General features: G+C 54.9%; 15 protein-coding genes. 14 read left to right on the top strand and 1 reads right to left on the bottom strand.

All coding sequences use genetic code 11. The features are described from left to right. The first annotated feature begins 15 nt into the window (after positions 1-15). From IJ22_RS10355 to tatA, 13 genes are all read left to right on the top strand, one after another. Positions 16-582 carry an outer spore coat protein CotE gene (locus IJ22_RS10355; protein WP_062408752.1) on the top strand — a complete coding sequence of 189 codons (567 nt, stop codon included), beginning with the start codon at positions 16-18 and terminating at the stop codon, positions 580-582. 202 nt (positions 583-784) lie between these two features. Further along, the gene (locus IJ22_RS10350; RefSeq protein WP_062408751.1) at positions 785-2,275 is read left to right on the top strand and encodes a putative amidoligase domain-containing protein; all 1,491 of its coding nucleotides are present in this window, start codon (positions 785-787) and stop codon (positions 2,273-2,275) included. A gap of 204 nt (positions 2,276-2,479) precedes the next feature. Next, positions 2,480-5,173: a DNA mismatch repair protein MutS gene (gene mutS, locus IJ22_RS10345; RefSeq protein WP_062408750.1), complete on the top strand. Its 2,694-nt coding sequence runs from the start codon at positions 2,480-2,482 to the stop codon at positions 5,171-5,173. Positions 5,174-5,219: 46 nt separating this feature from the next. Beyond that, the gene (locus tag IJ22_RS10340; RefSeq protein WP_062408749.1) at positions 5,220-6,677 is read left to right on the top strand and encodes a S41 family peptidase; all 1,458 of its coding nucleotides are present in this window, start codon (positions 5,220-5,222) and stop codon (positions 6,675-6,677) included. A 14-nt stretch (positions 6,678-6,691) separates the two neighbouring features. After that, complete coding sequence (mutL, locus tag IJ22_RS10335) at positions 6,692-8,614, top strand: DNA mismatch repair endonuclease MutL (RefSeq protein ID WP_062408748.1); 1,923 nt, start codon at positions 6,692-6,694, stop codon at positions 8,612-8,614. 85 nt (positions 8,615-8,699) lie between these two features. Continuing rightward, positions 8,700-9,473: a class I SAM-dependent methyltransferase gene (locus IJ22_RS10330; RefSeq protein WP_062408747.1), complete on the top strand. Its 774-nt coding sequence runs from the start codon at positions 8,700-8,702 to the stop codon at positions 9,471-9,473. After that, entirely contained in the window at positions 9,467-10,432 is a 966-nt protein-coding gene (miaA, locus tag IJ22_RS10325) for a tRNA (adenosine(37)-N6)-dimethylallyltransferase MiaA (protein WP_062408746.1), read from the top strand. The genes IJ22_RS10330 and miaA overlap by 7 nt, the downstream gene beginning before the upstream one ends. A gap of 22 nt (positions 10,433-10,454) precedes the next feature. Beyond that, positions 10,455-10,694 (top strand): RNA chaperone Hfq, encoded by a 240-nt coding sequence (gene hfq / locus IJ22_RS10320; RefSeq protein ID WP_054818203.1) that lies wholly within the window; start codon positions 10,455-10,457, stop codon positions 10,692-10,694. 183 nt (positions 10,695-10,877) lie between these two features. Further along, the gene (locus IJ22_RS10315; RefSeq protein WP_082660766.1) at positions 10,878-13,538 is read left to right on the top strand and encodes a PBP1A family penicillin-binding protein; all 2,661 of its coding nucleotides are present in this window, start codon (positions 10,878-10,880) and stop codon (positions 13,536-13,538) included. Between the two features lie 129 nt (positions 13,539-13,667). After that, positions 13,668-14,366: a peptidylprolyl isomerase gene (locus tag IJ22_RS10310; protein ID WP_054818206.1), complete on the top strand. Its 699-nt coding sequence runs from the start codon at positions 13,668-13,670 to the stop codon at positions 14,364-14,366. Positions 14,367-14,508: 142 nt separating this feature from the next. After that, complete coding sequence (locus IJ22_RS10305; protein WP_082660765.1) at positions 14,509-15,234, top strand: alpha/beta hydrolase; 726 nt, start codon at positions 14,509-14,511, stop codon at positions 15,232-15,234. Positions 15,235-15,262: 28 nt separating this feature from the next. Beyond that, positions 15,263-15,913 carry a SanA/YdcF family protein gene (locus IJ22_RS10300; protein ID WP_235594341.1) on the top strand — a complete coding sequence of 217 codons (651 nt, stop codon included), beginning with the start codon at positions 15,263-15,265 and terminating at the stop codon, positions 15,911-15,913. 113 nt (positions 15,914-16,026) lie between these two features. Next, positions 16,027-16,221: a twin-arginine translocase TatA/TatE family subunit gene (gene tatA, locus IJ22_RS10295; protein WP_062408745.1), complete on the top strand. Its 195-nt coding sequence runs from the start codon at positions 16,027-16,029 to the stop codon at positions 16,219-16,221. A gap of 73 nt (positions 16,222-16,294) precedes the next feature. On the opposite strand, the gene IJ22_RS10290 is transcribed toward tatA, so the two are convergent. Further along, positions 16,295-17,068 carry a GNAT family N-acetyltransferase gene (locus IJ22_RS10290; RefSeq protein ID WP_062408744.1) on the bottom strand — a complete coding sequence of 258 codons (774 nt, stop codon included), beginning with the start codon at positions 17,066-17,068 and terminating at the stop codon, positions 16,295-16,297. 201 nt (positions 17,069-17,269) lie between these two features. Here IJ22_RS10290 and IJ22_RS10285 point away from each other — a divergent pair, with 201 nt between their 5' ends. Then, positions 17,270-18,946, top strand: coding sequence for a PhoX family protein (locus tag IJ22_RS10285; protein WP_062408743.1), 1,677 nt, complete (start codon positions 17,270-17,272; stop codon positions 18,944-18,946). Positions 18,947-18,960: the final 14 nt, after the last annotated feature.

Below are 18,960 nucleotides of genomic sequence, written 5' to 3'. Positions count from 1 at the left end.
GAGGAGGTTAGAAGGATGTCAATAGATAAAGATTTGCAGTGCAGAGAGATCTATACGAAGGCTGTCTGTGGCAAAGGACGCAAATTCTCACAAGTAACCAACTCGATCACTCCGCCTCATGCTCCGACAAGTATTTTGGGTGCTTGGATCATCAACAACCAATACGATGCGGTAAAGTCGGGTGAACATGTGGAAGTGGTAGGTACTTACGACGTCAACATATGGTATTCCTACGACCGGAATACCAAAACCGATGTTGCGAAAGAAACCGTATCTTATTCGGAGTTGGTGTCGCTTCACTATCTTGATAAAAAGCATAAGCCGTCTACAGCGGAAGTGTCGGCTATCGCTACCCAGGAACCGAACTGCGTGGAAGCAAGCATTTCCTCTCATGGAGATACTGTGCTTATTCGCGTGGAACGGGAATTTAAGGTGGAAATGATCGCAGAGACGAAGGTATGCGTGGTGGTATGCCCTAACGGCTGCGATGATTTCGACGACAAGCATGTGGATTTCGACAGCACCGAGGACGGCGATTATGAGGACCTGGATCCCGATCTGTTAGACGAGGAACTGGACTGATCCGATCTTTCCTTAACATCATATGCCGGAACAAGGCATTTCGGCAGAGGGCGTCAGCCCTCTTTTTTGTTCCCGGCGGTTGTCCGCTTAAAAATGGGCTGGTTGGGCAGGGCGGGTATGTGCCAAGACTGCTTGTCAGAAGTCCTGCCGGCTTGGCCATCGCCTGGGCATTACCGCAAACTTGAAGAAGGAGGACCTCCTTATGCGCGCATTTTTGCTGCATTCCAACGAACCTGCGCTGGAACTGTTGTTAGACAAGCTGACCATTGCTCACGGGAGCCGATTGCCTTCTGAACAAGAAGCATGGTTTATCATCCACTGGGGCGCTTACCATCCGGAAAGAGGCCATGCCGAGGCGCTTCAACCGGTCAAAAGCCTGCTCCTTTCTTTACAGCCTGCAAGAGTGGCAGAGCTGTTGAAAATGCATGGAATAGACTGTGCTTTGGAAGAGAACCCGTCCGCAAAGGGGAACCCGTCGTCAGCCGCGCGGAAGAACCTGACCGCCGCAGCCGCCGCTCCCGGGAAAGGGAGGCGCTGGACCCATATCTATGCGGTGCCCGTTTTTCATCTGCAGGCGCTATCCTTGTTTCATCAATCTTTTGGCGTATACTACAGTTCGGGCGCGCCTTCGGGGGTGCGGATTCGTGATGGGGCGGCGGCCGAATGGACGGAGCTCGGCACCGACCGGCCTACATATTACGCCGCGCATGCGATGCGCGAAGCCGTGAAAACGATCTATGCGCTTGGACTCGACTACGGCGTTGTCCGCGTTGGTGTCAGGCCGGACGGCACGATGGCCGTGCTTCGCCTGGAGGCGATTCCCCAATTGACGCCCCGGCTGGCCGAGCTGTTCGCCGAAGCGATGAACCGCTTTGACGAGCAGTTGGCTTCCGGCGTTTTCAGCCGGCACAAAGAAGTGATGCTGGGCGCGGACCCTGAATTTCTGCTGCTTACCCCGGGGGGGAAAGTCAAATTCGCCTCCCGTTATGTCGATAAGGATGGTCCCTTCGGCTGCGATGCCATCGTGCTCCGAAGCCGAAGGAAAATATTCCCCCTGGCCGAGCTGCGGCCGAAGCCGAGCACCGAGGTGCGGGAGCTCCTCATTCATCTTCACAGGACGATGCAGCTTGCCGCAAAGCGGATCACGGATTCGGATCTGCTCTGGGTGGCGGGCGGAATGCCCGTTCGCGGGCTTCCGCTGGGAGGACATATTCACTTCAGCGGGACTCCGCTGGACGGCAGGCTGCTGCGGGCGCTGGATAACTATATTGCACTCCCGCTGACCCTGCTTGAGGACACGACGACCGGCTGGCGCAAGCCGCAATACGGATTTCTGGGCGATTTTCGCAAGGCCAGGCACGGTGGATTCGAATACCGCGTCCTGCCGAGCTGGATGGTTTCTCCGACGGTAGCCAAGGGGGTGCTGGCCCTCGCGAAGCTGGTGGCCGAACATTACCTTGAACTGAAACAGCGGCCGCTTGCGGAGCCCGAGGTGACGAGAGCCTATTATCAAGGTGACAAAGCACGCATCCGGCCGCTGCTTTCGGCGCTTTGGCGTGATGTAGAGAAGCTGCCCGGTTACGCGCGCCATGAATCCTATCTCCTTCCGCTTCGCCGCATGATGCTGCAGATGAGGTCCTGGAATGAACGGGAGGACATCCGCCCCAAATGGAAAATCTCTCCCTTTGCATAGAAGAGAACGCGAGTGTTCTCTATCTTTTCGTGATATAATGATTGGCATGATAGAATTAAAAGATAGAGTAACGAAGGTTTGCAAAGCTTGGCGGACTTTCGGAAACTCTTGCTGCCCGCAGAACGCGGCTGTACATAAGAACACGACGGATCGTTAAACGCATGTTTGCGGGCGATTTCGCAGCAGGCATCTGGAGGATGAAGCATGGCCAAATATACACCCATGATCGAACAGTACCTCGCCATCAAGGCGGAGGTGCAGGACGCTTTTTTGTTTTTCCGTTTAGGCGATTTCTATGAAATGTTTTTTGATGACGCGGTGCTGGCTTCCCGCGAGCTTGAAATCACGCTGACCGGCAGGGACGGCGGCGCGGAAGAGCGCATACCGATGTGCGGCGTTCCGTATCATTCGGCGGAAAGCTATATTGCCCGCTTGGTAGAAAAAGGATATAAGGTCGCCATCTGCGAACAGGTGGAGAATCCGGCTGAGGCGAAGGGGCCTGTCCGGAGGGAAATCGTCCGCATTGTGACGCCGGGCACGGTGATGGACGCGCGTTTGCTCGGCGAGACGAGTAATAACTATATCGTTGCCGTCGTCCGTTCCGGAGAAGGCTACGGCTTTGCCGCTTGCGACATTTCTACCGGAGAGCTTTACGTGACGCGTCTGGAGGGCTCATTTGAGCTGCTGCTTGACGAGCTGAATGTGTACAGCCCGTCCGAGGTGCTGGGCAGTGCCGCGCTGCTGGAGCGAATCCGCAGCGGGGCGGCGGCTTGGATGAAATCGGCGGTGATGACACCGCGGGAGCGCGACGGGTCGTCGGCAGGAGGAGGCTTGTCTCCGGAAGGCCATTTCTCGGAGGCGCAGCTTCGCTCGCTTCCGGAGGGCGGCCGCGATACGCTGGCGCTCTTGATGGAATATCTGCAGGAGACGCAGAAGCGTTCGTTGACGCACATCAAGCATATCCGGGTCTATGAGCCCAGCCAGTATATGGTGATGGACCCGTTCACACGCCGTAATCTGGAGCTCGTCGAGACGGTGCGCGACCGGTCGAAGAAAGGGACGCTTTTGTGGCTGCTCGACAAGACGGTGACGGCGATGGGCGGGCGGCTGTTGCGCCGTTGGATCGAGAAGCCGCTCATGAACCGGACGCATATCGAGGAAAGGCTGGAAGCGGTGGATCTTCTGTACCGCCAACTGATCGTCCGCGACGAGCTCAAGCAGTCGCTGAAGGAGGTTTACGATCTGGAGCGGCTGACGGCCCGCATTGCCTACGGCAGCGCCAACGCGCGCGATCTGGTCGCGCTCAAGGCATCGCTCGCGCAGGTGCCCAAGCTCCGGCAGCTTTGTGAAACCAGCGGCTCCGCCACGCTGGCGGCGCTTGCGGCACGGATCGATCCGTGCCAGGATCTGATGGCCTCCATCGAAGAGGCCATCGTGGACGACCCTCCCGTCTCCATTCGGGACGGGGGGATGATCCGGGCGGGGCTGAACGCCCGCCTGGATCAGCTTCGCGAGGCGAGCACGAACGGCAAGCAGTGGATCGCCGAGCTGGAGAAGCATGAGCGGGAGAGAACAGGGATCAAATCGCTCAAAATCGGATTTAACAAAGTGTTCGGCTACTACATCGAAGTGACGAAGTCGAATCTGGCCTCTCTGGAGGAAGGCCGTTATGAACGGAAGCAGACGCTGGCCGGCGCCGAGCGGTTCGTTACGCCCGAGCTAAAAGAAAAGGAAGCCCTCATTCTTGAAGCCCAGGAAGGCATGGTCGATCTCGAATACGAGCTGTTTATCCAGCTGAGGGACAAGCTCGCTGCACACATCCCAAGGCTGCAGCAGCTGGCCGAGCTGATTGCGACGGTGGATGTGTACCAGTCGCTGGCACACGTGAGCAGCGCGAATCGCTTTACAAAGCCTGAAATCAGTGACGAATATGAGCTGCTCATTGAGCAAGGGCGTCATCCCGTCGTGGAAGCGGTGCTGGAAAACGGCGTGTTCATTGCCAACGAAACCAGGCTGTCTAAAGAGGATGGCAGCATCCTGCTGATTACCGGTCCGAATATGGCGGGTAAAAGCACCTATATGCGCCAGGTGGCGATGATTGTCCTGATGGCGCAAATCGGCTGTTTTGTTCCGGCGAAGAGCGCAAGGATACCGATCGTTGACCGTATTTTCACGCGCATCGGCGCGGCCGACGATCTGATCGGCGGGCAGAGCACCTTCATGGTCGAGATGATGGATATTCAAGTGATGACCGAGAAGGCGACCGCCAAAAGTCTTGTCATCATTGACGAGCTGGGACGGGGGACGTCCACGGGCGAGGGCATGGCGATCGCACAGGCGGTGATCGAATATCTGCACGACCAGATCGGGTGCAAAACGCTGGTTTCGACTCATTTTCACGAGTTGGCGCACCTGGAAGAAAGCCTGCGGGAACTCCGCAATTACTGCATGGCGGTGAAAGAAAGCGGACAGCAGGTCACGTTCCTGCGGAAGCTGATCCGCGGGGCGGCAAGCACCAGCTACGGCATTTATTGCGCGCAAATCGCCGGTCTGCCGTCCAGGATCATCGACCGCTCTTACGAGCTGCTTCATGCGTTTGAAGCGCGGGGAGAGCTGCTGCAGGGACAGCTTCAGGCATCTGCCGGCGAAAGCGGAGAACGCAATGAACCTAAGCCGCCTCCGCAGGTAAAGGAGTCCGAGCCGGTTCAGTCCGGGCAGCAAGAGGTCGTGCAGCTGAGCCTCTTCCCTATACCCGAGGAGAAGGCGGACAAGCCTTCCCGAAAGGAGGCCAAAGCGGACAAGGTGCTTGAACAGCTGCGTTCGGCCGATTTGGTGAATATGACGCCGATGGCGGCCATGAACTTTTTATATGAATTAAAAAAACAACTGTCCTCCTAAATCAAGATTCGCAAGGCGAAGAGGCTGTGGGGAGAAGGGACTAATCATGAAACGAACAATGAAAAACTTGCTCTTACGCAAGGCGATTCCTGCCGTACTATCGCTGTCGCTTCTGTTTCCGGCCGCAGCCCCGGCTTGGGCTGCGGGCGCGGGGAGCGTGACGGAAGTGCTGGAGCTGCTGGAGCAAAACCATGTGAGCTCCCCGAACGGAAGCAAATTGTCCGATGCGGCCATTCAAGCGATGATCGATGCGTTGAACGATCCGTATACGGTATACTTTACGCCGGAAGAATTGAAGTCTTTTGAAGCCTCGGTCGAGAATCAATACGTCGGAATCGGCGTCAGGGTAACCATGGAAGAGGACGGGCTCTACATCACCGAAGTGTTTGGCAGTTCTCCGGCCAGCCAAGCGGGACTGAAGGCAGGCGACCTGATTGTCAGGGTGGAGGGAGAATCCGCAATCGGGAAGACGTTGGAGGAAGTTACCTCCAGGATTATCGGTTTGCCCGGAACGAAGGTGAACCTCCAAATCACGCGAGACGGCGAACCGAAGGACCTGACGATCGAGCGTCAAAAAGTGCAGGTTCCCAGTGTAACGGCCGGGCGTTTTCAGCCGGGCATCGGGTATTTGAAGGTGATCGGATTTTCCAGCGACGCAGATGAGAAGATGAGTCAAGAGCTGGCGGCGCTCAAGGAGCAAGGAATCCAAAGCCTGATCGTGGATCTGCGTGATAATCCCGGCGGCATTCTGGAGACGGCTCAGCAAATGGCAAGGCTTTTCGTGAAAGAGGGTACGCTGATGCATACCAAGGACCGCGATAACGTGGACGACCCGGTGAAAATAACGAACGGGACAACGCAGCCTTTTCCGGTTTATTTCCTGGTCAACGAAAACAGCGCAAGCGCGTCGGAAGTGCTGACAGGGGCTTTGCAGGATTATGGCGCGATTAAGGTCATCGGAACGAAAACGTACGGAAAGGGCAGTGTGCAGCAGGTGGTTCCGCTGAAATCGGGCGGTGCCTTGAAGCTTACCATCCAAGAGTATTTGACTCCCAAGTTCAGAAAAGTGAACGGAGTGGGGATCGAGCCGGACATTAAAGTAGAGGGCGGAGACGTTCCGCAGCTGCTGACGGCTCTCCGGTTGGCCGGTGCGAACCGCATCGACCTGTCGCTGATGCGGCTGAACTTGACCGTGAACGGTTTAGCCGTGAACAACACCTTCCGGGTTATTCGTGAACAAGGTCAAACCTATGTTCCCTCTCGTGTGCTGGCGGCTCTGATCGGCGGTACCGTGGAGTGGAACGAGGCGAACCGGACGGTACGGATCGGTTCCGCAGACGGCCAATTCGAATTTGGTTCTGCCGGCGGAGAGCTTCTGCTGAAAGACGGTACAGGCTTTGTGAGCCTTCGTCAGGCGGCTTCCGTATGGAGTGCCCTGAAATGGAGCGATGACGGCAGGAATATCACGATCGGGTTTGAGCAAGTGAAGAAACCAACCGCGTAAAGGAGTCCGGGCATATGGGAAAAATCACCATTTTAGATGAACATATCGCCAACCAGATCGCCGCGGGCGAAGTGGTCGAACGGCCTTCCTCGGTCGTGAAGGAGCTTGTGGAAAATGCCATCGATGCCGGAAGCTCCCGGATCGATGTCACCATTGAAGAAGGCGGTCTGCAGCTCATTCGGGTGACCGACAACGGGTCGGGGATGGATCGCGAGGATTGCGAAACGGCATTTTACCGCCATGCCACAAGCAAAATCGCAAGCTCTCACGATTTGTTCCAAATCCGTACGCTCGGCTTTCGCGGGGAAGCTTTGCCCAGTATTGCGGCGGTATCGAAGGTGGAGCTGCTGACTTCCCCGGATTCAAGCGGTCTCGGGACGCGCCTTGTGCTGGAAGGCGGCAGCGTGCTGGAGCGTTCCGATGCCACGGCACCCCAAGGAACGGATATTACGGTACGGGAGCTGTTTTACAACACCCCGGCCAGGCTGAAATATATGAAGACGATCCAAACGGAGCTCGGGCACGTGACGGATTATATTTACCGTCTGGCGCTAGCGCATCCGAACATTGCCATCACGCTGAAGCATAACGGGCATGTGCTGGCGCAGACGCCCGGGGGAGGGGATCTGCTTCAGACCATTGCGTCGATCTATGGTACCGCTGTGGCCAAGAGCATGCTTCCGGTTTACGGCGAAACGCTGGATTACCGGCTGGAAGGCTTTATCGCGAAGCCGGAGGTTACGCGGGCCAACCGCGGCGGCATGACGACCGTGATCAACGGGCGCTATATCCGCAATTATCCGATGGTACAGGCTCTATTGCAGGGTTATCACACGCTGCTGCCGATCGGCCGCTTCCCGGTGGCGGTGTTGCACGTGCAGATGGATCCGACACTGATCGACGTGAACGTCCACCCGGCCAAGCTGGAGGTGCGCTTCAGCAAGGAGCCCGAGCTGATGCAGCTGATCGAGCGTGAAACGCGCGAAACGCTCGGCCGGCAGCGGTTGATCCCCTCGGCCGGATCGCCGGGAGGTGCGGGAAAGCGGCTGCGCGAGCCGCTCGTGCAGGAGCAGCTCGAGCTGTATCGGCCGCAGGCCCCCGCAGCCGCGGAGCGCCTGACGGGCACGGTCGGCCAGGCGCCCCGGGCACCGTGGGCACAGCCGCCTGCAGGCGATGCGCCGCGTCCGGAGCGCCCCGCATTCGCGGCGGAGCCGGCGCCGCGCGGTGAGCCGCCGGCACCTGTGCGGGCGGAGGCCCCGCGCGAGCGGCTGCAGCCGCGCGAAGCGGCCGCCGCTTCCGGCGCGCTGCTGCGCACGCTGGCACCGGAGCCGGAGACTCCGCCGGCGCTGCCGGGTTTCCCGAAGCTTCAGCCCATCGGGCAGCTTCACGGCACTTATATCGTCGCCCAGAACGAGGAAGGCTTGTTCCTGATCGACCAGCACGCGGCGCATGAGAGGATCAATTACGAGCGTTTCTTTGACATGTTCGGCAGGCCTGAAGAGGCAAGCCAGGAGCTGCTCGTTCCCATTACCCTGGAGTTTACGGCAGTAGAGGCCGAAAGACTGGCGGACAAGCTTCCGCAGCTCGAGCAGGCAGGGGTGTATTTGGAGCCGTTCGGAGGAACGTCCTTTCTTGTCCGCGCCTATCCGCATTGGCTGCCGAAAGGCGATGAGCAGGCGATTGTAGAAGAAATGATCGAATGGCTGTTAAGCGAGAAGAAGCAGGTGGATATCGGCAAGCTGCGGGAAAAAGCGGCGATCATGTGCTCCTGCAAAGCATCGATCAAAGCGAATCAAAGCATCGGAACGCTGGAGATCGAAACGCTGCTCGACCGGCTTGCGGCCTGCCGCAATCCGTACACGTGCCCGCACGGAAGGCCGATCGTCGTCAGCTTCTCCACCTATGAGCTGGAAAAAATGTTCAAACGGGTACAATAAAAGCGGGACGCGGAATTTGCGTTCCCGCGCAATTGCATTATAATGGTAGTGAATATTGAAGCATAACCGTAAAGGGTGATCAGCGTTGTTCGTTACTACCTCCTATGATCCCTGTCCCGCGCAGCTGGAAGAAGCCCGGCGGCTCGCGCATCTGCTGAACGGCCGCTATATTGAACGCCGGCAGATGTCTTTGTCGCAGTTGAGGCGGCGATACGGGGACGAGGAGATCCTTCTGGTGTCCAAGGAAAGGCTCGAGTATCATCATGCCCGGCGGGCACCCTTGTTTTTTCATCCCAGTATGGCGGTTATTCGCATCAAGCGGCTGCTCAAAGGCGAAAGCGATCCCCTCCTGGAGATCGCAGGCGTCAGACCCGGTGACCGGATTGTCGATTGTACGGCCGGACTCGGCTCCGATGCGCTCGTTTTCTCCTTTGCTGTAGGGGCGGACGGCAAGGTGACGGCGATTGAGAATGCGGGCATTCCTTGTTTTTTACTGCAGCAAGGTCTGAAGACCTATCATTCCGATGTGGCCGGCTTGAATGACGCCATGCGCCGTATTGAGGTGATCCAAATGGACCATTTGGACTACTTGCGCGACCTGCCGGACAGCAGCGTCGATGTCGTTTATTTCGATCCGATGTTCCGCAAGCCGATCACAGAGTCGGCTTCCATAGGGGCGATTCGCGGATTAGCCGACGACCGGCCGCTGTCGGAAGAGAGCGTGCAGGAAGCGATACGGGCTTCCCGCAGGGCCGTCGTCATGAAGGAGCACCGCGACAGCGAGCAATTCGCCCGCCTCGGTTTTGCCGAAGTGCACCTCTCCGGGAACAAAATTGCTTATGGAGTGATCAGATGCTGACAGAAACGGACCGGCAGCGGCCAAGGCTCCTTGTGCTGGTCGGCCCTACTGCCGTCGGCAAGACGAAGCTGAGCCTTACGCTGGCTGAACAATACAACGCGGAAATCATTTCTGGAGACTCGATGCAGGTATATCGCGGGATGGACATCGGCACAGCCAAAGCTACTCCCGAAGAACGGGCCAGAATCAGGCACCATATGATCGATATCCGTGATCCGGATGAGCCGTTTTCCGTAGCGGAATTTCAAGAAAGATGCACAGAACTGATCCGGGAGATCCATGGACGCGGCAAGCTGCCTTTTATCGTCGGTGGCACTGGATTGTATATCGAGTCGGTGTGCTATAACTTTCAATTCAGCGATGCCGGCTCGGACGACGCTTTCCGCGAAGAACAGAAGGCTTTTGCCCAAGCGCAAGGCGCGGAAGCTCTTCATGAACGGCTTAAGCAGGTAGACCCGGAAAGCGCGGAGCGTTTGCATCCCAACGATCAGCGGCGGATTATCCGGGCGCTCGAAATTTTTCATGTCTCCGGAGAGCGGTTGTCGGATCAGTTGAAACGTCAAAAAAAACAGTCGCCGTACGAATTGTGTATCGTCGGGTTGACAATGGATAGAGCTTTACTATATAAACGTATTGAAGAGCGAATCGATTCCATGATGCAGCAAGGCTTGGTGGAGGAGGTAAGAGGCTTGCTGGTACAAGGCTGCAGTCCGTCGTCGGTTGCGATGCAGGGGCTTGGCTACAAACAGATTGCAGGTTATCTCTTGGGCCATTATTCGCTTGAGGAAGCGGTTGTGCTGCTTAAGCGGGACACCCGTCATTTTGCCAAGCGGCAGTTGTCATGGTTTCGCCGCATGAAGGATATCGAATGGGTTGATGTGAGTGAATTGGCAGAATTTCCTACACACCTGGAACAGATTCATGCTATAATAGCACAAAAGCTTAAGCTTGACCGTTAATTATTTTGGAGGGGGCCCATGGATGAATAAGACGATCAACATTCAAGACACGTTTTTAAACCAACTACGCAAGGAGAACATTCCAGTCACCGTCTATCTGACCAATGGGTTTCAAATTCGCGGCGTGATTCGCGCATTCGATAATTTTACCATTATCATTGATAGTGAAGGCCGTCAGCAAATGGTATACAAACATGCCATCTCGACCTTTACCCCGCAGCGTGCGGTTTCTTTGATGCAGCAGCCGGAAAGCGGCGAGTAATCACGTTTGACTGCGCCAAGAGCACAAATTTTTGGAAGCAACATTTTGGTCATCCGGTACGTCTATTAGAATACAGTTCCCTGAGCAACCCTGATTCCTTGGGTTGTTCTTTCTTTAAGAGGCAGTGCTGCAGGTTCAGATCCTGTAAAACGCAAGAGACAGATAAAGAAAGGGAGTCGGGGCATGACGGAAAGAAACAGCAAGACACCGAGAAAAGCATCCATGGAGAAAAAACCGGCGTCGGGCAAGGTCAAAAAGAAGGCAAAGAAAGTTTCGATAGGAAAAGTGTTTTGGTGGACCTTCGTTGCAGGAGCAGTGGCAGCGATCTGTGCCATGGGAGTGTATATCTTTATTATCGTCAACGGCAACCGGATCTTGACCGAAAATTTGGATAAATTAGAGTTTAGCGAAGCGTCCCACATTTACGATGTGCATGGGCAGGAAGCGGGTTCGTTGAAAGTGGAAAACCGGGAGAATGTAGATTCGTCCGAAATTCCGGACCTGCTGAAAAAAGCTTTTGTTGCCACGGAGGACAAACGGTTCGAGGAACACGCAGGCGTTGACTTTTTGGGCATCGGCCGCGCTTTGGTCAAGGATATCGTCGCCCGCAGCATGGTGGAGGGCGGCAGTACGATCACGCAGCAGTTGGCCAAAAACGTGTTCTTGAGCTCGGACAAAACGTTTTTCCGCAAAGCGACGGAGATGTCCATTGCGGTAGCGCTCGAGCAAAGATATACGAAAGATGAAATTTTAAGCTATTATTTAAATCGTATTTATTTTGGCAAGCGAGCTTACGGTGTGAAAGCGGCGTCCAAAGTATACTTCGGCGTGTCGGATTTAAATCAACTGAAATTATGGCAAATGGCAACGCTCGCCGCTATGCCCAAGGCGCCGAATGCATATAATCCGTTGAACGATCCTGAAAAATCTATGGAGCGCCGGGCGGTTGTGCTTAAACTGATGCAGGAGCAAGGCTATATTACCGAAGCGCAGCGGGCGGAAGCGGCCGCCGTGGAGTATACGCCTCCGAAGGGTGTGGCGGAAAGCAATTACCAAACGTATATCGACTATGTGCTCAAGGAAGCGCAGGATATGTACGGCTTTGAGGAAGATGATTTGCTGCGGGGAGGGTATAAGATTTACACGACCTTAGACCCTGTAGCTCAGAGAATCATGGAACAAACGTATGCGAATAATAAATTTTTCCAAAAAGACGGTCCGCAGCAAAAAATGCAAAGCAGCATGGTCATTCTGAATAATGAGGATGGCGGCATCGTCGCCATGATCGGAGGAAGGGACTATGTGACGCGCGGGTTGAACCGTGCCGTGTCTCAACCTAGACAGCCGGGTTCGGCGTTTAAACCGCTTGTGGTCTTCGCGCCTGCAATTGAAGAAAAAGGGTATACGCCATACTCGCGGCTTAGAGACGAACAGAGATCGTACAACGGGTATTCGCCCAGAAACTACGATGGCGTTTATCGCGGCGAGGTCACCATGCAGGAAGCGATCAGAAGATCGATCAACATGCCTGCCGTCGATCTGTTGAATGAGATCGGGGTCAGGACCGGCAGGGATTTCGTCCGCAAATTGGGAATCGAGCTGACGCCCGAGGATAACAACCTGGCCATTGCGCTGGGGGGATTGCACAAAGGTGTAACCACGCTTCAGATGGCCGGAGCTTACAGCGCATTTGCCAACAATGGGTATATGAACAAACCTCATGCGATTATCAAAATTACGAATGACAAGGGTGAGGTGGCTTCGTTTAAAGAAGAGCGGAAGTCGCCTGTGATGAGCGCCAAAACGGCTTGGTATATGACCCAGATGCTGCGAACGGTGGTTGAACCCGGGGGAACCGGTACGGCGGCAAAATTCGAACGTCCGGTTGCAGGTAAAACCGGCTCGACGCAGCTGGATATCAAAGGGTTGGAACGATACATGCGGGACTTGTGGTTTGTCGGCTATACCCCGGAATGGACAGCTGCGGTCTGGATGGGATTCGACAAGACCGATTCGAAGCATTATGTATCGATGAGCAGCGGCAGCGCCGCGGCGATCTTCAAAGAAGTGATGCAGAAATCGCTGATGAATCGTCCGGTCAGGTCATTTAAGAGGCCGGCCGGCGTGGAGGAGCCTGCTGCGCCTCCAAAAGCAATCGGTGACTTGACGGCGGAATATCAACAGGATAAACGATCGGTCCATCTCCGTTGGAGCGGCGTGGGCTCCGGGGTATCGTATCAATTATTCCGCAAGGACAGCAAAATGCAGGATTTCCCGGCAGAACCTCTCATCACCACGACAGCAACGGAAGTAAACGATATTTCCGCCATACAGCCGGATACTTATCAATATGTTGTTGTGCCGCTGAATGGGGAAAACAATACGGCAGGCCCGCGTTCCAACGTAGTATCCGTCACGGTTCCGGAGCAAGGCGACGATTCGAATCCTTTGCATCCGGAGCTGCCGGGTACGGATCCGAATGAAGAGCAAGCGGATCCGAATGATCCTGGAACGGAATACCCAGACACTGGAGAGTCTGGAACAAGGCCGGGAGAGAGACCGGGAACAGGCCTGCCGGGAACCGATCGACCGGGGAACGGGTATGGTCCGGGAGGGCAGACGGGGCCAGGCCGTCAGAATGGCGGCAAACGTACACCGGACAGCGGCCAAAACGGTAGCGGCACCGGCACCGATAAACCCCGCACAGACTTCGATAATGGTACCGGCGGCACAGGGCCGGCTCCTCCGGCAGACGGCTCCGGCGGACCCGGTATCCAGTTCCCGCCGGCCTCCGAGCCTGGGGCCGTCATACCTGAGGAGCCGATACCAGGATGGGTACGCTGAGCTTCGAACGCTCAAAGGCAGTAATGAGGCACTTCGTTTGGTTTTTTAATTTGGCGTACATCCGTAGTATAATGAACACCGGATACTATCCGCATTTCGACATAACAGCATTGGAGTGAATTGCTAAGGATGAAAGCTTTGCGATTACGAAAAATAGCCATCTGGTTCTGCACTGCAGCGCTCCTGGCCCTGATGATGACGGGCTGCGGCACGAAAACTGCGCCTTCGAATACGGGGAACGCTCCTCAAAGCGGCGGCCAGCCTGCCGGGCAAAATGCATCGTCCCAAGAGCCGGCCGGGAAGAAATCCTGGTCATCTCCTCCAGAGATGAAGATTGATCCGAACAAAACGTATCATGCGAAGGTGACGACTTCCAAAGGCACATTCACGATCGAGCTGTTCGCCAAAGACGCTCCGAAGACGGTTAACAATTTTGTCTTCCTATCGAGAGAAGGCTTCTATAACGACATCACGTTCCACCGGATCATCCAGTCGTTTATGATCCAAACCGGCGACCCGCTCGGCAATGGAACGGGAGGTCCCGGCTATAAGTTCGAGGATGAACTGAATTCGCCTCATCAATATGAGCCGGGCATTGTCGCTATGGCGAACTCGGGCAAAAACACGAACGGCAGCCAGTTTTTCATTTGTACGGGCGAGGACAGCAAAGGCCTGCCCAAGAAATATACCATTTTCGGCAAAGTCGTGGAGGGCATGGATGTTGTGCTGAACATCGCCGCTACACCGGTGAAGCAAGGGAATGAGCCGACGCCGAGCGTACCGACGGAGAAAGTCACGATCCAATCGATAGAGATAACTGAAAAATAGAAAGCAGCGTGGTTCGCCACGCTGCTTTTTTGACATCAAACCCGGGGAGAAAGAGTCGTATGTATCCGGCTGTGGTTAAATATTTTTATGGAGAACGGAACGAAACGACAACTTCCATCGTCATTAAAGGGGAGAAGTACTTATGACGCTTCATATTAGCGGCTGCCCTGAACCGGATGCTTCGGCATCCGCTCCCGGCACGCCGTCATTAGATGGCCGCTGCTGTTTGCTGCTGCACGGATTTACCGGCGGACCTTACGAGGTCATGCCCCTGGCCGAGCATTTGCGCGAGCAAGGCTTTCATTGTCATGTGCCTACGCTGCCTGGTCATGATCAAGGCTTGAAGGGACTCGGTGACGTCACATGGCGGGATTGGCTGAGAGCGGCTGCGCGGGAGGCCGATCGGCTTGCGCGGCAGTTTGGGGAGATTGAGGTAGTAGGCTTTTCCATGGGCGGACTCCTCTCCGCTTATCTGGCCAACCGCTTCCCAGTACGCAGGCTGGTGCTGCTTAATGCCGCGGCGATTTACTTCAGCCCGTACTTGTTTATTCGCGATTTGGCCGGCCGCCTCCGCTGCAGGGACTTGGAGCCAATGTACCGTATTAAACATACGCCTCTTCCTGCAGCCCTTCAATTTACGAAGCTGGCTCGTTATACGAAGCTGCGTGAGCTGCCGCGGATTACGGTACCGACGCTGATTGCTCAAGGAAAACGGGATCCAATTGTACACCCCCGAAGCGCAGAGTATATTTACCGCAAGCTGAAGGGGGAAAGGGAATTGATTTACTTTCCGCATTCCCGTCATCTGATTTGCATGGAGCCGGAAGCGCCGCAATTATTTGCAGCGGTGGAGCGTTTTTTGAAATGATTGGGGTATGGGAGTGTTCGGTTTGAAAGTGAAGGTAAGAAGAGGAAATTCTGCGCCCCGGTTGGCGAAAGCTTTAAGGTTTCCGGTCAAAGTGATGCTGATGGTTACGGCCATCGCTCTCCTGTGGGTGCTATTCATTCAATGGAAGATGGCCAGCTTGCCGGAAGGCAAGCTCCCGCCCAAAGAGGTAGGGATCGTGCTAGGCGCCGCACTGTGGCAAACGGAACCGAGTCCGGCATTACAGGAGCGCTTGAACCGTGCGGTTCAATTGTATGAATCGGGTACCATTAAACATATTATTGTATCCGGCGGATACGATCATGCGAACGCCGAGCTTACGGAAGCGGAAGGCATGCGCAATTATCTGGTGGATAAGGGGGTCCGCCAGAGCGACATCTACCTGGAAAATGAAGCAACGAACACTTACGAAAATATGCTGTTCAGCCAAAAAATCATGCGCAGTAACGGCTGGACCTCGTCCGTCATTATAACTCACCGTTATCACGCCGTAAGGGCGCTCGATATCGCCCGGTTTCTGGGATATGAAGACCCCGCGGTCTCGCCAATGGATTCCAGGGTGCTCATGATGGCCTGGCATAAAGGCAGGGAGACATTAGCCTTAACCAAATGGCAGTGGGACAAGGTCAGGATGGTATTCGGACAGCAGACGGAAATCTGAATAGCGGAATAGAATGGCAGGTTGGCGAGGCACAATGCGGGAACGGTTTCTTTTCCATAAACAAGCTGATATAATAAAGCTACACCTGTTTGAACGTAAAGGAGAGGAATGACTTGCCTGGTAATATCGGTATCGGCGGTCTCGTATTGATCGTGATCGTAGTATTGCTGCTGTTCGGACCGTCCAAGCTTCCCGAGCTGGGGAGAGCCTTCGGCAGAACGCTGAGCGAATTTAAGGAATCCACTCGCGGCCTCGTATCCGGGGATAAAGAAGATAACAGCAAGCCCCAGGATGAGAAAAAATCATAAGTGTATTTACTGAAACTCCCTGCTGCGTATGCTGCTGAAAGCTTACGGAACAGGGAGTTTTTTATGCATAAAGTTATGATGAAGTCTGTGTACGATAATGAAACCCGTAGAGTCTTTTGTAGCCTGTACTGCTATACAGCCGAATCGCGGGGGCATTGTCGTTCATGACCTGCAAGTACAATCGGGAGGCTCCATGGTCGCGGCTCCACTGGGCCAATTCGTGCAGAAGCAGCTTTCCCAGTCCGCAGCCGCGTTCCTGAGGATGAATCACAACATTGACGAAACCTGCCCAACCATCCTCGGCAACGGCCATACCTGCCCCAACGCACCGCTCTCCGTCAATCAGGCTCACAAACCCTTTGTCGGGCTTCACCCGATGGAATAAGCCGTCATAAAAACCGGCAGCCTCGGATTTAAACCCTTCCATATGTATAAAATGCTCCACCCACGCCGGGTCATGCCGATGCTGGACGACCGTTTTGATTTTGGTGTTACGGGATGCTTCGGTCCTTTCGCAAACCTCGTCCGTATCGGCGATCATTACGGAGCATGGGGTTTCCTTTGCATATCCTTGCCGCTCCAGCCAAGCGTCCAAGCCCGCGGGCGATGCGTCGCTGATATGATATCGCAAGGGAAGAAGGTGCTTCCGGTAGAATGCCTCGGCCATCTTGGGCCTGGCGTCATCCAGCTGCCAAGGCCCTGTGCCGTCGGATGTCCAGATGCTGTTCGCCCGTCTGGTGATCCCGCCGGAGGCCCGAAAAAACCAACCGTTGTGGTATTCTTCCGTCTCCGCGGGCCATGTCCTCAGGGCCAATGACTCGATATATGAAAAAAAGGCCGTGCTCAATGTCTCGTTCGACTCCTCGTTTATAGGTTATATCCGACAATTCATGAATAAATATACGATAAAATAGATGAATATACAATGCATTTTCATACGCTCATTTACAAAAAATCCATACCGCCTTAATCTTCCTTTTACGTTTGACCCGTATGATAGCTTTGAAAACAATCATTACCAATACGGAGAAACGGACGGTGTAATGGTATGGAGATGAACAGAAGAAAGTTTCTTGCTTATTTGGGTACAGGTACGGCTGCGCTGGCCGCCGCATCTGCCGGACTAGGGTCCCTGACCGGCGGCGATAAAGCCTATGCCGCCAGGACGGCTGACCACTTGTTTGGTTACAAAAGCAACAAAGTGTCCGGTTTTTTTGAGCCGATTGCGCACAGTAAGGTAGACGATGTGATTCTTCCAAAAGGATTTAAATACGATGTGGTGGCTGCGTACGGAGACGTCATTAACGAAGCAGGAGATACGTTTGGTTTTAACAATGATTTTACCGTCTATTTTCCGATCGACGGCTCCAATACGCACGGCTTGCTGTGGGTAAACCATGAATACTCCAGCGATGTGTTCGTCCATGGCCAGCCGGGCGCCGACGGGAATTATACGGCGGAGCAGATCAAGAAAATGCTGTATGTTCAGGGCGGGTCGGTCATCGAAGTGCGCCGCGACGAAAAAGGGGTCTGGAAGCTCGACACCCAATCGAAATACGCACGCCGCGTGACCGGTTTGACGCCAACGAAATTAGTGGGTCCTGCTGCAGGAACGAAGGCGGTGAATGGGGCGGTGAATGTTCAGGGAACATTCGCGAACTGTTCCGGCGGCATGACGCTGTGGAACACGCTGCTGACCTGTGAGGAAAACTTTGAAGAGACGTCCGGACAAGCGGGGCTGGATGCTACGCACTACGGGTGGGTTGTGGAAGTCGATCCGTTTGATCCGACATTTGAAATCCGCAAGCACACCGCGCTCGGCCGCTTTAACCATGAGAATACGGCGATGGGCCTTAGCAAAGACGGCCGTGTCGTTGTATACATGGGAGACGACAAGAAGGATGCCTGTGTGTACAAATTCGTTTCCAAGAACAATTATGTACCCGAAATGGGTCGCGCCAATACGGCTCTGCTGACGGAAGGAACGCTCTACGCTGCGGATTTGAAGAAAGGCAAGTGGATTGCTCTTACTATCGAAGCCGTCCAGAAAGCATTGAAGGATGAAAAATTCAAGGTGCCTAGCCTGATTAAAGCGACAAAAGAAGAGCTCGCGGCCAAATTCCAGACGCAGGCGGATGTTTGTGTGAATACGCACGAAGCGGCCTTGATTCTTGGCGCAACGCCGACGGATCGTCCTGAGGACATCGAAATTTGTCCTTTTGACAATACCTTCTTCGTAGCTCACACCAACAATGACAATCACGGGAACATTCACGGGCACATCACCCGCTTCTTTGAGAAAGACAGTGACCTTGGCGCGATGGAATTTGACTTTGAGATTTTTGCCGCAGGCGGACGCCAAAGCGGCTTCAGCGCGCCGGACAACCTTACCTTCGACAGCAACGGCAATCTGTGGACAGTAACCGATATATCTTCAGGCAGCTTGAACAAGGGAGTATTCACTTCGTTTGCCAACAACGGCATGTTTGTGATCCCGACAACGGGTCCGAATATGGGAGTTGCGATGCAGTTTGCTTCCGCTCCGGTCGAAGCCGAGATGACAGGCCCCTGGTTTACACCCGATGAAAGCACCTTGTTCCTCGCCGTGCAGCATCCGGGTGAAAACACGACAGATCCAAGCAAACCGACCAGCACTTGGCCGCGCCGTCCGGGAGATACGATGCCTCGTCCGGCCGTGATCGCGATTACCGGTTTTCAATTTTAATAAGGAGCTGACTT

Origin of the sequence: Paenibacillus naphthalenovorans, assembly GCF_001465255.1 — a bacterium.
GTDB lineage: Bacteria > Bacillota > Bacilli > Paenibacillales > NBRC-103111 > Paenibacillus_G > Paenibacillus_G naphthalenovorans.
Note: the sequence above shows the minus strand (reverse complement) of the source record. Positions and strands in the feature narration are given on the sequence as shown.

Excerpts from the sequence above, each read along its gene's own strand:
- IJ22_RS10355 (WP_062408752.1), top strand. The coding sequence starts at position 16 with ATGTCAATAGATAAAGATTTGCAGTGCAGAGAGATCTATACGAAGGCT.
- IJ22_RS10350 (WP_062408751.1), top strand. The coding sequence starts at position 785 with ATGCGCGCATTTTTGCTGCATTCCAACGAACCTGCGCTGGAACTGTTG.
- mutS (WP_062408750.1), top strand. The coding sequence starts at position 2,480 with ATGGCCAAATATACACCCATGATCGAACAGTACCTCGCCATCAAGGCG.
- IJ22_RS10340 (WP_062408749.1), top strand. The coding sequence starts at position 5,220 with ATGAAACGAACAATGAAAAACTTGCTCTTACGCAAGGCGATTCCTGCC.
- mutL (WP_062408748.1), top strand. The coding sequence starts at position 6,692 with ATGGGAAAAATCACCATTTTAGATGAACATATCGCCAACCAGATCGCC.
- miaA (WP_062408746.1), top strand. The coding sequence starts at position 9,467 with ATGCTGACAGAAACGGACCGGCAGCGGCCAAGGCTCCTTGTGCTGGTC.
- hfq (WP_054818203.1), top strand. The coding sequence starts at position 10,455 with ATGAATAAGACGATCAACATTCAAGACACGTTTTTAAACCAACTACGC.
- IJ22_RS10315 (WP_082660766.1), top strand. The coding sequence starts at position 10,878 with ATGACGGAAAGAAACAGCAAGACACCGAGAAAAGCATCCATGGAGAAA.
- IJ22_RS10310 (WP_054818206.1), top strand. The coding sequence starts at position 13,668 with ATGAAAGCTTTGCGATTACGAAAAATAGCCATCTGGTTCTGCACTGCA.
- IJ22_RS10305 (WP_082660765.1), top strand. The coding sequence starts at position 14,509 with ATGACGCTTCATATTAGCGGCTGCCCTGAACCGGATGCTTCGGCATCC.
- IJ22_RS10285 (WP_062408743.1), top strand. The coding sequence starts at position 17,270 with ATGGAGATGAACAGAAGAAAGTTTCTTGCTTATTTGGGTACAGGTACG.